Origin of the sequence: Paraeggerthella sp. Marseille-Q4926 (assembly GCF_916618935.1) — a bacterium.
GTDB classification, from domain to species: Bacteria; Actinomycetota; Coriobacteriia; order Coriobacteriales; family Eggerthellaceae; genus Paraeggerthella; species Paraeggerthella hominis.
Genome location: NZ_CAKAKF010000003.1, coordinates 311755 through 327167, shown reverse-complemented (window position 1 = coordinate 327167; position 15413 = coordinate 311755). Strand labels below are relative to the sequence as shown.

14 protein-coding genes and 1 tRNA gene are annotated in these 15413 nt (G+C 63.4%); 13 read left to right on the top strand and 2 right to left on the bottom strand.

The features are described from left to right. Positions 1-74 precede the first annotated feature (74 nt). Positions 75-1088: a glycosyltransferase family 2 protein gene (locus LG373_RS06660; protein WP_225749354.1), complete on the bottom strand. Its 1014-nt coding sequence runs from the start codon at positions 1086-1088 to the stop codon at positions 75-77. Positions 1089-1241: 153 nt separating this feature from the next. Between LG373_RS06660 and LG373_RS06655 the strand changes: the two genes are divergently transcribed. Together LG373_RS06655 and LG373_RS06650 are read left to right on the top strand one after the other, a co-directional pair. Continuing rightward, on the top strand, positions 1242-3539 hold the full coding sequence (locus tag LG373_RS06655) for an ATP-binding protein (protein ID WP_225749353.1): 2298 nt from the start codon (positions 1242-1244) through the stop codon (positions 3537-3539). Between the two features lie 54 nt (positions 3540-3593). After that, a complete protein-coding gene (locus tag LG373_RS06650) occupies positions 3594-4013 on the top strand; it encodes a GtrA family protein (RefSeq protein ID WP_114567432.1) in 420 nt (139 codons plus the stop codon). A 69-nt stretch (positions 4014-4082) separates the two neighbouring features. Here LG373_RS06650 and LG373_RS06645 read toward each other — a convergent pair. Further along, positions 4083-4158 (bottom strand) — tRNA-Arg (locus LG373_RS06645). A 65-nt stretch (positions 4159-4223) separates the two neighbouring features. Between LG373_RS06645 and rlmD the strand changes: the two genes are divergently transcribed. From rlmD to mreD, 11 genes are all read left to right on the top strand, one after another. Beyond that, a complete protein-coding gene (gene rlmD / locus LG373_RS06640) occupies positions 4224-5555 on the top strand; it encodes a 23S rRNA (uracil(1939)-C(5))-methyltransferase RlmD (RefSeq protein ID WP_225749352.1) in 1332 nt (443 codons plus the stop codon). 204 nt (positions 5556-5759) lie between these two features. Further along, positions 5760-6293, top strand: a complete 534-nt coding sequence (locus tag LG373_RS06635) for a peptidylprolyl isomerase (RefSeq protein WP_114567475.1) — start codon at positions 5760-5762, stop codon at positions 6291-6293. A gap of 39 nt (positions 6294-6332) precedes the next feature. Then, entirely contained in the window at positions 6333-7697 is a 1365-nt protein-coding gene (locus tag LG373_RS06630) for a tetratricopeptide repeat protein (protein ID WP_225749351.1), read from the top strand. Between the two features lie 78 nt (positions 7698-7775). Then, positions 7776-8180 (top strand): nucleoside-diphosphate kinase, encoded by a 405-nt coding sequence (ndk, locus tag LG373_RS06625; RefSeq protein WP_114567427.1) that lies wholly within the window; start codon positions 7776-7778, stop codon positions 8178-8180. 109 nt (positions 8181-8289) lie between these two features. After that, entirely contained in the window at positions 8290-9327 is a 1038-nt protein-coding gene (locus LG373_RS06620) for a 4Fe-4S dicluster domain-containing protein (protein WP_216528676.1), read from the top strand. Next, positions 9317-10228 carry an FAD/NAD(P)-binding protein gene (locus LG373_RS06615; RefSeq protein ID WP_216528675.1) on the top strand — a complete coding sequence of 304 codons (912 nt, stop codon included), beginning with the start codon at positions 9317-9319 and terminating at the stop codon, positions 10226-10228. The genes LG373_RS06620 and LG373_RS06615 overlap by 11 nt, the downstream gene beginning before the upstream one ends. A gap of 16 nt (positions 10229-10244) precedes the next feature. Beyond that, the gene (locus LG373_RS06610; RefSeq protein ID WP_225749350.1) at positions 10245-11030 is read left to right on the top strand and encodes an NADH:ubiquinone oxidoreductase; all 786 of its coding nucleotides are present in this window, start codon (positions 10245-10247) and stop codon (positions 11028-11030) included. Between the two features lie 11 nt (positions 11031-11041). Next, on the top strand, positions 11042-12334 hold the full coding sequence (locus LG373_RS06605) for a Ni/Fe hydrogenase subunit alpha (protein ID WP_225749349.1): 1293 nt from the start codon (positions 11042-11044) through the stop codon (positions 12332-12334). A 580-nt stretch (positions 12335-12914) separates the two neighbouring features. Continuing rightward, complete coding sequence (locus LG373_RS06600) at positions 12915-13970, top strand: rod shape-determining protein (protein WP_114567422.1); 1056 nt, start codon at positions 12915-12917, stop codon at positions 13968-13970. 18 nt (positions 13971-13988) lie between these two features. Next, entirely contained in the window at positions 13989-14885 is an 897-nt protein-coding gene (gene mreC, locus LG373_RS06595; RefSeq protein ID WP_225749348.1) for a rod shape-determining protein MreC, read from the top strand. Further along, positions 14885-15412, top strand: a complete 528-nt coding sequence (gene mreD, locus LG373_RS06590; protein ID WP_225749347.1) for a rod shape-determining protein MreD — start codon at positions 14885-14887, stop codon at positions 15410-15412. Before mreC ends, mreD begins: the two co-directional genes overlap by 1 nt. Position 15413 lies beyond the last annotated feature (1 nt).

Genomic DNA, 15413 nt, shown 5'->3' with positions numbered 1-15413 from the left:
TGCTACGATAAGGCGGCTCGGCGGCGTTCGAAGGGAGAGATGCAGCGGTCTTGATCGACGAGCGCCCCGAGCCTCTATGCCTGGCGGTTGCGGCGTCCCAGGCGCTCGTAGGCCGCCGTCACCTGCAGTTCGTACTCCTTGCGGGTGCCTTTGACCACGGTGTCCAGAATAAGGCCGCTTGCAAAGGCCAGGATGCCCACGAACACGAGCGCCACCGCCAAGAGCGCGGAGGGAAGCTTGGGAACAAGACCCGTTTGCGCGAACTCCACGATGACCGGCACGCCTGCAATGAGTCCCAGGACGCAGAACAGCAGGGCCAGCCAGCTGAACAGGGCCAGCGGGCGGTAATCTTTGAACAGGGACAAGATCATGAGCAGCACCTTCATGCCGTCGGAGAAGGTGTTGAGCTTCGACTCCGACCCCTCGGGCCGGTCGCGGTAGTCGATGGGCACCTCGACGATGCGCCAGCGCTTGTCCACGGCGTGAATGGAGAGCTCCGTTTCGATCTCGAAGCCGGGGGAGAGCACCGGCATGGTTTTCGCGAACACGGCGTTGTAGGCGCGATACCCGGTCATGACGTCCGAGAACTTGAACCCGTAGATCCACTTGATGAGCACGCGCACCAGATCGTTGCCGAATCCGTGGAAGGCGCGATCGTTCTCTTCGCCGTAGGTGCCGTTGGACAGGCGGTCGCCCACGGTCATGTCGGCTTCGTCGTTCATGAGCGGGGCGAGCAGCGCGGGTGCGGCTTCTGCCGGGTACGTGTCGTCGCCGTCCACCATGAGGTAGTAGTCCGCATCGATGTCGCGCATCATCTGGCGCACGACGTTTCCCTTGCCCTGTCGGCGCTCGGTGCGCACGATGGCTCCGTGCTCGCGCGCGATGGCGGCCGTGTCGTCGGAGGAATTGTTGTCGTACACGTAAATGTCGGCGTCCGGCAGGACGCGCTTGAAGTCGTCGACCACCTTTCCGATGGTCACGGCTTCGTTGTAGCAGGGGATGAGCACGGCTATGGTTGCGCGCTCGGCGGTCGTCTGGGTGGCGGTGTTTTGCTGCACGGTCTTCTCCTCGGTTGAATTGTCGATCATCCTACCCGAAACCATCGCGGCGCGCCAGATGCCCTTGTGATTCTCCGGATGAAACACGGTTGGCAAGCTGTTTCCCAACAGTAAGGTAGCGCGGGGTTCTGCGTGCTAGAATGCGGAAACTCTCAACGATTCCGATAGGTGGCGTATTTCCTCATGGAGCTGCTTAAACGCTCGAGCGAACGCAGGGGCGTCGCCCTCTTGGCCCTCGCCCTGGTTCTTGTGCTCGCGTGCTCTCTTGCATATACGGTCGTGTCTTCGCGCTCGGCTACGGATGCGGCCATTCGGTCCGTGAGCGAGGTGTACCTTGAGGAGTTGAGCGACCGCGTGGCCGCTCACTACGAGGCCAGCATCGAGAGCAAGTTCGCCCAGCTTGACACGTTGGGCACCTCGCTCGACCTCCTTCGCCCCGAAACCGCGGATCAGGTGGCCGCCGTGCTTGCCGACCAGCAGCAAAACGACCAGTACCTTTCTCTTGCGCTTCGAGCCAGCGATGGAAGCTACTGCACCGCGCAAGGGGCTTGCGACAGCCTTGCCGCGGGTACCGCCGCTACGCAGAGCATTTCAGAGCTGCGCACCTACGACAGCGGGTCCATCACGATCATGCGCGACGACGCGGTGATCCTGGTTGACGCCATACCTCCCATCACCTGCGGTTCGGTCACGTACACGATGGCCATCGCCAGCTTCGACGCTTCCCGGCTGTTCGATCGGATCGACTTCGGCATGACGAACGGGCGCTCGCGGTCGAGCGTGATCACGACGGACGGAACCTGCATTATCGGAGGCGACCCGGGTGGCTTGGAGGACGGGAGCAACCTGTTCGACCAGCTGGGCAGCTTTTCCAGCCTAGAGGACGGTTACGGTATCGACGATGTGCGCGAGGCCGTGCAGAACGGGCGGTCGTGCCTTGTGCCGTTCACGTCCGCCGAAGGATCGGGGCACCGCTACCTGTACTTGAAGCCCATGGAGGGCGGCGACACGTACCTGTGCACCACCATGCCCTACGGGGCGGTGGACGACAGCATTGCGTCTTTGAGCGACGTGCTGCAGCAAAACGCCGTGATCATGGGCGGCGCGCTGGCGCTGGCCGTCGGGTCGATCTTCTTGGTGTACTACCTGCTGGCGCGTCGGAACACGCGCCTGCTGGCCGACGAGAAGGCGCGCGCGGAAAGCGCGCTCGACCAGGCGCAGCGCGCGAACCAGGCGAAAAGCGAGTTCCTTTCGCGCATGTCCCACGAGATCCGCACGCCGATGAACGGCATCATGGGCATGACCTCCATCGCGCTCGAGCACATGGGCGACGACGAGAAGGTGCGCGTTTGCCTGGAAAAAGTCACCATGTCCTCGCGCCACCTGATGGCGCTCATCAACGACATTTTGGATATGAGCAAGATCGAAAGCGGCAAGATCGAGATCAAGGACGAACCGTTCGATTTCCGTGCGTTTGCAAGCGCGCTCACGGCCGTGTTCGAAGAGCAGGCTGCCGAAAACGGGGTGAACTACGCCACGTGCGAATCCGGCGATCTGCCCGATTTCGCCACGGGAGACGTGTTGCGGCTGAACCAGATTGCGTACAACCTGGTGGGCAACGCCTTCAAATTCACCCCCGAAGGCGGCAGCGTGACCTTGCTGATCGAGCGGATGACGGGCCCTGAAGACCGCTCTTCGGGGCTTCTGGCGCAGGAGGGTCCTGACGATAGCGCTTCGGGACGTTCCCGCGCTGCTTGCGACGACGCTCTATGGGTGCGGTTCTCGGTCATCGACACGGGCTGCGGCATCGGGCCGGAGCATTTCGAGAGCATATTCTCGCTGTTCGAGCAGGGAGACCCCTGCACGGCTCGGGCGCATGGCGGAACGGGGCTTGGCCTTGCCATCACGAAGCGGTTCGCCGAGATGATGGGGGGTCGCGTGGGGCTTCAGAGCACGCTGGGGAAGGGGTCGGTGTTCACGGTCGAGCTTCCGCTGGGCCAGGCGTCCGGGAAGGGGTCGGCTTCGTCCTCGGTTGACAGCGGGCTTTCGGAATCTTCGTCGTACGACTTCGGCGGCGCGCGGGTGCTGGTGGCGGAAGACAACGAGCTGAACCGCGAGATCGCCATCGAGATCCTGTCGATGGCGGGCGCGTGCGCGGTCACGGCCGAAACGGGCGCTCGCGCGGTTTCCGTGTTCGCCGAATCCGAGGCGGGCTACTTCGACCTTGTGTTGATGGACGTGCAGATGCCCGAGATGGACGGATACGAGGCCACCCGCGCCATTCGCGAGCTCGACCGCCCCGACGCTCGTTGCATTCCCATTCTTGCCATGACCGCCAACGCTTTCGTGGAGGACGAGGAGCGCAGCCGACTGAGCGGAATGAACGGACATCTGAGCAAGCCGCTTGATATCCGCCGGGTTTATGCCACAATGGACAAGTTTTTGAAGAAGGCGCGCGAGGAAGGCGGCGCGGCAACCTAGACTCGTCCCGGTTCGCACGGGGCGCGGCCCTGACGGGTGGAAGGACGGCGGAACGTGAAGAAGCTGATCGCTCAGATCATGAAGTTCGGCGTGGTGGGCGTGATCGCCTTCGTCATAGATTACGGCTTGCTGGCCCTGCTCACCGAGGCGTTCGGCATCAACTATCTGGTAAGCGCCACCGTTTCGTTCACGGTGTCCGTGGTGTTCAACTACGTGGCCTCCATGCGCTATGTGTTCAAGCATAAAGAAGGCATGAGCCGTCGTCGAGAGTTCGTCATATTCGTGGTCTTGTCGGTGATAGGCTTGGGCATCAACAACTTCTGCATGTGGGCGGGCGTTGAGCTTTTGGGCGTGCACTACCTGGTGGTGAAGATAGGCGCCACGTTCGTCGTGATGGTGTGGAACTTCGTCACGCGCAAGAAGTTCCTCGACGCCGGCGACGAGCCTGGCGAGATCCTGTCCGACGTGGAGTGAGGCGCGCCCGCGCGGCGGGTTGCGGAAAACGAAAAAGGCCAGGCACGTGGCCTGACCCGATGATTCAACTGGTGCCCTTGACAGGATTCGAACCTGCGGCTTTCTGCTCCGGAGGCAGACGCTCTATCCCCTGAGCTACAAGGGCACGGGGGTTGATTATACGCTATGATGATGCAAATCGGAAAAACAATGCAAGGAATTCTCACGAACATGAAGCAAACCATCGCTATCGATCGCATGGGCTACGGCTCCGAGGCCGTCGGCCGTCTTGACGACGGGAAAACGGTATTCGTCGAAGGCGGTGCGCCGGGGGATGTGGTCACCATCGAGATCACGGAAGAGAAGCCGGCGTTCGCCCGCGCGCGCATCCTGACGATCGAGGAAGCGTCGCCTGCGCGCCAGATGCCCGTCTGCGCGCACGCTGCTTCGTGCGGGGGGTGCGCCTGGGCCCATCTGTCTTACGAGGCGCAGTTGAAGGCCAAACGGGACAACGTGGCGGCGGCGCTCGTGCGCACGGCGCACGTCGATCGCGAGCGCGCGGAGGAGCTGGTACGGCCCTGTCTGCCCAGCAAGCGCCAGTGGGGCTATCGCAACAAGCTGGAGCTGGGCGCGCGGTTCGACGATCGCGGCACGTTTCTGCTGGGCTTTCACCGCGAGGGAACGCACGACATAGCCACGCCCGAAACCTGTCCTCTGGCTGCCAAGGCCATCGAGAAGGCGCCCAAATCGCTGCGCGGCGCGCTGCGATTCGCGCAGGGGTCGTCGGACTTGGGCATATTCCGCGTGGGCGTACGCGCGAGCATGCGGACGCGCGACGTGGAGATAGCGCTGTGGGTCGAGCCCGGCGCGTTTCCGCGCGCCCACATGGCCAAGATGCTCAAAAGCGCGCTCAAGGCTACGAGCATCGTTCGCGTGATGGCCGATCCCGGCAAGGCCCGCAAGATCAAGGGCGTCGAGACCTTGGACGGGAAGGGCTGCTGGGAAGAGGAGCTGGCCGGTGCGCGCTTCTTGACGAGCGCCCCTTCGTTTTTCCAGGTGAACACCGCGCAGGCCGAGAAGCTGATCGCCGAGGTGATTGACGGTTTGGGCGGGCAGGCGTCCCTCGACGGCGCCTTGGTAGCCGACCTGTACGCCGGAGGCGGCACGTTCTCCGTTCCGCTGGCGCTTGCGGGAGCCGAAGTGATCGCGGTGGAGTCGGCCGGATCGTCCGTGCGCGACCTGCGCCGCAACGGCGACATGAACGGCGTGGACATCGAAGTGGTGGGGGGCGACGCAGCCCGCGAGCTGCCCGAGTTGGGCGAGCTTGACGCCTTGGTGGTGGACCCGCCGCGCGCGGGGCTCGCCGACGGCGTGGTCGAGAGCATCGCCGCCGCCGCGCCTGCGAAGGTCGCGTACGTGAGCTGCAATCCCGCCACGTGGGCGCGCGACGCGCAGCGCTTCGAGGCTAACGGCTACCGTCTGTGCCGGGTGCAGCCCGTCGATCTGTTTCCGCAGACGCACCACGTGGAAGTGGTCAGCGTGTTCGACCGCGTCGGCTGCTGACGCACGCGGCCGACGCCTTGCCGGAGTTCGAGGTTGACAGAAGGGCAAACAGGCGGCAACCGCTGGTTGAAACCGCATGGATGTTATAAGATTTTTGCCTGCATGGCCGGTTGGCCTGCTAAACTTCTCCTTTGGTATGCAACGAACCATCCGGTCTGCATGCGGATGCACGACAACGTGACGAACGAGATAGAAGGAGCCGACATGGCGCAGTACACTCCTGAATACCAGCCGACGGGCGAAGAAGTCGCCGTCATCAAGACGTCGAAGGGCGACGTTCGCGTCCAGCTGGCGGGCAACGACGCCCCCATCCATGTGGGCAACTTCGTCGAACTGGCTCGCAAGGGCTTTTACGACGGCCTGAAGTTCCACCGTCACGTTCCGGGCTTCGTCATCCAGGGCGGCTGCCCGAACACGCGTGACCTCTCCTGCGACGAGGTTGTGGCGAAGGCTGGCAATCCGTTCGCCGGTCTGGGCACGGGCGGCCCCGGCTACACCATTAAAGAGGAGTTCTCCACGAACCCCAACAACAAGCATGCTGACGGTGCGCTCGCCATGGCGCGCTCGCAGGATCCCAACTCCGCCGGTTCGCAGTTCTACCTGTGCCTGGGAGCTCAGCCCATGCTGGACTCGGGCTACACGGTGTTCGGCCAGACGGTCGACGGCATGGACGTTATCGGCCAGCTGCGCGTAGGCGACGAGATCCTGGGCATCGAGATCGAGAACGTGGCCGACTAACCGTCGTTCGCGCGTTTTCGCCAAGACCGAAGGAATCAGATGAACAACGAGTTATTCCAACAAGCCCGCGCCGCGTATGCGCGCAAAGACTACGAGAGCGCTCTGTCCACGTATGCGCAGTGCTTGCAGGATGCCAGCAGCCCCCTTGCCCCCGGCGAGATGGGCCAGCTGTACCATCAGATTGGAAACTGCCTGATCAAGCTTCGCAATCCCAACGAGGCCATCCATGCGTACACGCAGGCCACGGCCGATGCCGCGTACGACGCGTGCGGCGCGGTGAACTACAACTTGGGCATGGCCTACGCGGCGCTGCATGACTACGAGGACGCGGTCAAGCACTTCGAGATCGCCGTTTCCGATGCGAAGTACGATGCTTCGTACAAAGCGTACAGCGGCATGGGCAGCGCGCTCATGAAGCTGGGCAAGTCCGCCGAGGCGGGCGTGGCGTTTCGCGAGGCGGCGCTCGACGAGGGCAACCCCGATCCCACCAAGGCGCTTCTGAACCTGGGCGTGTGCTTCATGGCGCTTGACAGGCCTTCGGATGCCGTGGCGTCCTACGAGAGCGCGTTGCAGTTCGACATGGGATCCGACACGCGCAACAAGCTGTACGCGAACCTCGGTCAGGCGTACGTGGCGTGCGGCCAGATGCAGAAGGCCTCCGCGGCCTTCGAAGAGGCCATCGCCGACAAGACGTACTTCCTCTCCGACTCCGCCAGCGTTGACTACCAGCGTGCCGTAGCCGCCGTGGCTCAGGGCACGTCGGAAATCACGCAGGTCATGGCTCCGGTTCCGGCTGTCGCCGACATGTCGGGCCTTGACGTGGCTGCCGACGGAACCGCGGTGTACGTGGAGCAGGATCCGTACGCCAGCGCGCAGCAGGACCCGTACTACTACGCGGACCCTTACGCCCAGCCGAGCCCTTACGGGGCTGCGGGCGGAGACGATCGCTTCTTCAACGCAAGCGACGAAGAGCTCGAGCAGTGGTCGAAGGGCCTGGCCAAGCAGGATCGCAAGCGCCGCAACGTCGGTCTCAAGATCCTCGTGACCATCGTGCTGCTGATTCTGGTCGCGTTCGGCGCCGCCGTGTTCCTGTACACGCAGGGCTGGGGCTACCCGACGCAGGAGACGGTGGTCAAGCAGCTGTTCGCCGATCCTCAGAACGCGGTGAGCACCGTGTTCTCGAGCGAAGTCGATTCCAGCAAGGCCGCTTCCATGGTCGAGCCCGTCGTGCAGGATGCGAATCCCGCTATCGATGGCATGAACAAGTCCATGAGCGATTCCACCGTGTACGTGACGGCCAAGACCGCCGAGGGCGGCGCCATGCAGTACAAGGTGTCGCTCGTGCGCGATGCGATCGGCTGGAAGGTTTCCAGCGTTGATCTGTATTTCCCCAGTCAGAATTAACAGGGTTCACCGAAGGCGCGTGCGTTCGCGCGCGCCTTCTTCACGTTTGCAATAATGCATGATAGAGAAGGGAACAATATGGCAGTTCAGAAGACGTACAGCATGATCAAGCCGGACGGCGTGCGCAACGGTCACATCGGCGAGATCGTCAACCGCTTCGAGCGCGCGGGCTTGGTTGTCGAGCGCATGGAGCTGGGTATGGTGACTGACGAGCAGGCGAAGGCTAACTACGCCGAGCACGAGGGCAAGCCGTTCTACGACGGTCTGATCTCTTACATCACCAGCGGCCCGGTGGTCAAGATGGTCATCTCCGGCGAGGGCGCCGTGGCGAAGTGCCGCGCGCTCATGGGTGCCACTAATCCGGCGGAAGCAGCCCCCGGCACGATTCGCGGCGATTTCGGTCTCATCATGGACGAGAATGTCATCCATGGATCGGATTCCCCTGAATCCGCCGAGCGCGAGATCGGCATCTTCTTTGCGTAAGCGGGTCGAGAACGACCGGTAACGCCAAAGGCCCCTTCGCTCGGTAACGACGAAGGGGCCTTTCCATGCCCGATACATCTGCTCACCCAGACGAGAAACGGACGAGAGCATGCTCTATCGTGTTATCGATGCAACCGAGTTGCCAGCGCTCGTGTCGGCGTTCATGGAATCCTATGAGGTGGTGGCCCCGGTCAAAAGCGATCAGGGCTATTCCTTCGAGGCCATCGCTTCGCCCGATGACGTGGAGTTGGCCTACGAGACCACCATCGCGTCGCCGAAGAAGTACTTCCTGCCGCCGGTCGAGACCCTTATGACGTTCGATGTTGCCGACAACTCGGTCACCGACTTCGCGGCGGAGATCACGCCGCGCGTCATCTTCGGGGCCCATGCGTGCGACATCAACGCCATCAACCGCTTGGATTTGGTGTTCAAGGACGGTCGCTACCCTGATCCGTACTACGTGGCTCGCCGCAACGCGACGCTCATCGTGGGCATCAGCTGCATGCCCACCGCCACGTGCTTCTGCCATTTGTGGGATGCCGACGAAGCTCGCTTCGGATACGACTTGTTCCTGCAGGATCTTGGCGACAAGTACCTGGTGAGCATTTCGAGCGTCGAGGCTGCGAACATTTTGGAGGCCGCCTGCAACCCGCGCGTCGCAACCGACGAGGACCGTTTCGAGTTCCGTCAGGCCACGCGTCGGCGCCAGGAGTCCTTCAACGGCTCGATCCCCGATATCACCGACGTGGCCATGCTCATGGACGCGTTCCATAAAGATCCGTACTGGGACGAGCTGGGCGGTCGGTGCCTCTCGTGCACGGCCTGCTCGGCAGTGTGCCCCACGTGCTTCTGCTTCGATATTCAAGATACGTTCGACCCGGACGGCAAGACCGGGCGGCGCGAGCGCGTGTGGGACGCATGCACGGCGCCGCAGTTCGCCGAAGTGGCCGGCGGCCACAACTTCCGCGGCGACGGGCGCACGCGCGTACGGCATCGCATGTACCACAAGCTCAACGGCTTTCTGGCGAACCACGACCGCATGCTCTGCGTGGGATGCGGCCGGTGCGTGAAGGCGTGCAAGGCGAACATCAATCCCATTGAGGTGCTGGAGTTCTTCGAGAGGAAGGGGGCCGAGGATGCCCAGTAGCTGCGCTGTGTCCACCGTGCAGGTGCGCCCGTTCGCGGGCGGTCCCGCTCCGCTTTCGGGGACCGAGATGATGATGTCGAACCCGTACCGGCCCTGGCCGGCGCGCATCACGTCCATCACGGAGCTGACTGCAACCGAGAAGTTGTTCGAGTTTCGCCTGATCGACGAGCGCATTCGCGATGCGTTCCATCACGAGCCCGGACAGTTCGTGGAGGTGTCCATCTTCGGCGTGGGCGAGGCCCCCATCTCCATTTCCAGTTCGCCGTCCAAGCACGGCTTTATCGAGCTGTGCGTGCGCCGCACGGGCAAGTTCACCGAGGTGCTGCACCAGATGCAGTGCGGCGACATCGTGGGCTTGCGCGGGCCGTTCGGCCGCGGTTTCCCCTTCGAAGACATGAAGGGCCACGACATCTTGCTGGTTGCGGGCGGTTTGGGCATCGCGCCTTTGCGCTCGCTCATCAACAACATCCACGACGAGCGTAGCGAGTTCGGCAAGGTCACCATCATCTACGGGTCGAAGAACCCCTCCGAGGTGATGTTCCGCAACCAGTTCGAGATGTGGCGCCATCGCAAGGACTTCGACCTGTATTTGACCGTCGACAACCCCGACGATACCTGGGACGGGGAAGTGGGCCTGGTCACGAAGCCGTTCGAACATTTGGAAGTGGATCCCGACAACACGTTCGGGGCGTTGTGCGGGCCGCCGGTCATGTACCGTTTCGTCATCGACGAGATGCGCAAGAAGGGCATCAGCTACGACCATATCTACTGCAGCTTCGAACGTCACATGAAATGCGGCATGGGCAAGTGCGGCCATTGCCAGATCGGCCATCAGTACGTGTGCATCGACGGACCCGTGTTCAACTATTGGGAAGCCAAGAACATTCAGGGGTCGATGTAGGATGAACGGGAGCAATATGAGCGGAAACTGCATTGCCTGTCAGGAGAAGCCGGTTGCGCCGCGCGTCGTGGTTGCCGGACTGGCCAGCTGCTTCGGGTGCCAGTTGCAGATCACGAACGCCGAGGCGCATCTGCTTGACGTGCTGGGGCAGATCGATTTGCGCTATTGGCAGCTGGCCTCGAGCGATCCTATGCCCGACGATTTCGACGTCGCCATCATCGAGGGCGCGGTGACCACCGAGGAAGCCGAGGCTACCGTGCGCATGCTGCGCGAGCGCGCCGGCGTGGTGATCGCCATCGGCGCGTGCGCCACCACGGCCGGCATCCCCGGCATGGCGGCCGACCACTTCCTCGAGCGTCCCGGCCAGGTGTACGATCGCCTGCCCGATGCGTGCGGCGACATGATCGCTCCGCGGCCGATCAGCGCGGTGGTGGACGTGGACTACGAGGTGCGCTGCTGCCCGATCGACACGCTTGACTTCCTGGACGTTTTGCAGCGCGCCCTGTACGGGTCGAACAAGGGATTCCCCACGAAGACCATGTGCGGCGACTGCAAACGCAACGAGTCCAGCTGTTTCTACGGGAAGGGAGCGCTGTGCCTGGGGCTGGTGACCGTAGCCGGCTGCGGTGCGAAGTGCGTGAATCTGGGTCGGCCCTGCAACGGGTGCCGCGGCCTTTCGCCCGATGCCAACCTGGCGTCGGCTCGCGAAGCGGTGGCGCGCTACGGCGTTTCCGTGGCCGACTTCGACCAGGCGCTCGAGATGTTCAATCAGGTAAACCCCGCCCTTGCGGCGAGCGAGTGAGGAAGCATCCCATGACGAAAACCGCTATACACGTCGACCATATCGCCCGCGTCGAGGGCCACGGCAACGTGCACGTGGTCATCGAGGACGGCGTTGTGAAGACCGTTGAGATGAACGTGGTCGAGCCGGCCCGCCTGTTCGAGAGCATGGTGCGCGGCCGCCGGTTCGAGGAGATCCCCTACATTGCCTCGCGCATCTGCGGCATCTGCTCGGCAAGCCACGTGGTCACCGACCTGCTTGCCATCGAGCGCATCTTCGGCGTGCAGGTGACCGATCGCACGAACGCCTTGCGCGAGCTTTTGGTGTACGGGTCCTACCTGCAAAACCACGCGTCGCACCTGTTCGTGTTCGCCGCGCCGGACTTCGTGGGCATGAAGAGCGTGTTCCCGCTGGCCGAGACGAACCCCGAGCTGTTCGAGAAGGCGCTGGGGCTCAAGGCGCTCGGCAACGAGCTGTGCACGCGCGTCGGAGGTCGCAGCATCCATCCCATCACGGCGGTGGTCGGCGGCTTCACGCACGAGCTGGAAGCGGGGGAGTACCGGGAGCTTGCCGACAAGATGGACGAGGCGCGCGCGTTCGCGTCGGCGACGGTCGACCTGTTCGATTCGTTCGAGGTGCCGGACATCCAGACTGCGGGAGACATGCTGGCCATGGTGGCTCCCGACCGCTACCCGGTGTGCGATTCGCGCACGGCGCGCTTCTTGGATGCGGACCTGACGTTCGATGCCGATGAGGCGACCAACGAGCTGGAAGAGTTCGCGGTTCCCCATTCGGCCGCGCTGCTCTCGCGTGTGAGCTCGACCGGCAAGCCCTTCTTCACGGGCGCGCTCGCCCGCATCAACGCCTCGTGGCAGCATTTGAGCCAGGATGCGAAGGTGGCGGCGGCGAAGGCCGGCCTGCGCCCGCCCGAGCGCAATCCGTATTTGAACAACGTGGCGCAGGCGGTGGAGCTGGTGGACGCGCTGGAGCGCTGCGCCGCCCTGTGCCGTCGCCTGGCGGAGCCGGACGGCTTCGAGGGATCGAGCGAGCCGGTTTCGTTCGAGGTCAAGGCGGGTCGCGGCACCGGGTTCACCGAAGCGCCGCGCGGTGCGCTGTTCCATGAGCTGGAGCTGGACGAAGAGGGCCGCGTGGTGCATGCGTCCATCATGACGCCTACGGCTCAGAACGTGGCGAACCTCGAAGCCGACATGCGCCTTCTGGCCGAGAAGCTGGTGTCCGAGGGCTTGGATCGCGACGCCATCCAGCTGGACATTGAGAAGCTGGTCCGCGCCTACGACCCCTGCCTCTCCTGCAGCGTCCACTAGGCGAGGCTGGCGGTCCGGCCGTCTGTTCGAGGCGCGCGGCTGTTTCGAGATATGCGACCCGACGGGCTTGCGACTTCGCGTCGCAAGCCCGTTTTTAGTTGGGGAGCGTTCGCGAGGCGCCGGGGCTTTCTTGTGGATGCCGCCGCGGGTTGCAGCTTGCTGGTTTCGCGTACGGGCTTGCGGCGGCGTGCGGTGCGCTGGCCGGCTTGCGCGCGAAAAACCCCTGTCGCTGGCAGGTTCTGACGGTTTGAGGTCGTCGAAGGCGGCGAAGCAAGCTCCTGCGAAAGAACGGCCCAGCAGCCCAGAGCTGTGACCAGGCAAAACGAAAAACGGGCAAAGCTGCGGCGCGAGCAGGGCTCGGCCAAACGACCTCAAACCGTCAGAACCTGCCAGCGGGAGCGTTTTCTCGTGCGCGCATAAGGCGGCGCGAGCGCGGTGCCGGGACCGTTCCTTGGTTTCGCTTGTTTCCCTCGCGTCATTGGGCGGGCTAGTTGTGCCCCTCGTGGATTTTCGCGCGGGGAAAACCCCCTGTGCTAGAATTCAGTTTCACGTAGAAACGAGATACAAGGGGTTTGCCCGTATGTCCTTCTTAGATATGTTTTCGGGTTTGACGGGTCAAATGTCCACGGACATGGCTATCGACCTCGGAACTGCTAATACATTGGTTGCCATTCCGGGCGAAGGCATCGTCGTCAACGAGCCTTCGGTCGTGGCTATCGAAAAGGCGACGCATCGCGTGCTCGCCGTCGGCCACGAGGCCAAGAACATGATCAACCACACGCCGGAGGCGTTTTCGGCCGAGCACCCGCTGCATGACGGCGTGGTCGCCGACTACGACGTGACCGAGGCTATGATCTCGGCGTTCATCAACAAGGCGGCTCCGCGCAAGTATCCGTGGCAGGCGAAGCCCCGCATCGTCATCTGCATCCCCTGCGGTGCCACGTCGGTGGAGAAGCGCGCCGTGTTCGAGGCGGCCGTGCAGGCGGGCGCTCGTCAGGCGTACCTCATCGAAGAGCCCATGGCTGCTGCTATGGGCGCCGACCTGCCCGTTACCGAGCCGACGGGCTCGATGGTCGTCGACATCGGCGGCGGCACGACGGAGGTTGCGGTCATCTCGCTCGGCGGCATCGTCACGTCGTCTTCGCTGCGCTTGGCCGGCAACCGTATGGACGAGGCCATCGCCATGCACCTGCGCGACCTTTTGGGCATCAAGATCGGCGAGCGCACGGCCGAGATCATCAAGATCAAGATCGGCTCCATCCTGCCGTTCGAAGACGGTCGCGAGCGCGACATGATCATTTCGGGCCAGGACGTCATCACCGAGCAGCCGAAAGAGGTCACCATTCAGTCCGAGGACGTGCGCCAGGCCCTCATCGCCCCGTGCGAGGAGATGGTCGTGCACATCAAGGAGACGTTCAAGAAGACGAACCCGGACCTGGCCTCCGACATCATCCAGAACGGCATCCTGCTGACGGGCGGCGGCGGACTTCTGTCCGGCCTTGATCGCTACCTGACGGACAAGCTGGAGATTCCCGTATGGACAAGCGAAACGGCGCTCACCAACGTGGTTATGGGCTGCCTCAAGGTGCTCGAGACGCCGACGGCGCTCAAGCAGACCCTCATGCGGTCGAAATAGGGTTGAGCCGGCTTTCTTATGGCGCTTAACTTCCAACAAAGAAACTCGGCGTTTCTGCGCCGGGTTCTGCTCGTTGCATTCCTGGTGGCGTCGATCGTGCTGGTTGCGGTATATGCACGCGAAGGGGAGAACGGGCCTGTTCATGCTGTGCAGGGAGCCGTGTCGAACGCGGTCGCGCCGCTTAGGTTCGTGGGCGCCGCTGCCGGTTCGGCTGCGAGCGCCGCGGGCGAGGGCATCGAGAACGCCACTGCAGACGAATCGACGCTTTCGGGCTTGCGCGAGTACAACGCCGAGCTCATAGAGCAGTACGCCCAGATGGAGGAGTACCGGCAGGAGAACGAGCGCCTGCGCCAGCTGCTCGATCTCAAGGATACGGCCGGCATCGACGGGGTGGGCGCGCGCGTCATCGGTCGCAGCTCCGAAGCCTGGAGCCAGACGGTGACCATCGACAAGGGATCGGCTGACGGCGTGGACAGCGGTTTGACCGTCATGGCCGCATCGGGCGTGGTGGGGCAGGTGTTCGAGACGACCGAGCACACCGCCAAGGTTCGCCTGCTGTCGGATCCGAAATCCGGGGCGGCGGCGCTCGTGCAGTCGAGTCGCGCCGAGGGCATCGTTCGCGGCTCCCTGGAGGGGCTGCTGTACCTCGAAAACCTTGATGCCGACGCGTCGGTGAATCCGGGCGACGTTGTGGTTACGTCGGGTTTGGGCGGCAGCTACCAGAAGGGCCTGGTCATCGGCACGGTGGTCAAGGTCGATTCCCAGCAGGGCGGCGCGACGCGACGTGCGGTGGTCTCGCCGAACGATCAGGCTTCTTCGCTTGAAGAGGTGCTCGTGGTGTTCGGCGTGGGCTCCGACGGATCGGACGCTTCGTCGGGGTCTTCGAATGCGGATAACGAAGGGAGCAATGCGTAATGGGCCTTGAGCGCAGCAATGCCGTGGTTGCGGTCGGCGCGGTTGTGGCCGTTTTGCTCCAGATCGTCGTGGCTCCCAATATAGCGTTGTTCTCTGCTCAGCCGAATTTCCTTTTGGCGTACGTGCTGGTGGTCGCGATCGTGAGGCCGAACGAGGCGGGACCCGTCCTGCCGTTCGTTTTGGGGCTCGTGTACGATTTGACGGGTTCCGGGCCGGTGGGCGCGATGGCGTTCCTGTTTGTGCTCTTCTCGTTCGTCGCTTCCCGCGCGTTCGCGATCCTGGACAACGATACGTTGTTCATGCCGTTGACCATCTTCGCAGTGAGCGTTCTTGCGGTCGAGATGCTGTACGGCGGACTGCTCATGACAACCGGGCTTTCCGCCAGCGCACTCGACGCGTTTCTGTACCGGGCGCTGCCGTGCGGACTTTACGACTGCATCGTCGGCCTGGTGCTGTACCTGATCATGGCGCGCCTGATGGTCGGCGGCTCCCAGGACCGCGGACTGCGCACGCCTCGGCTGCGCTAGG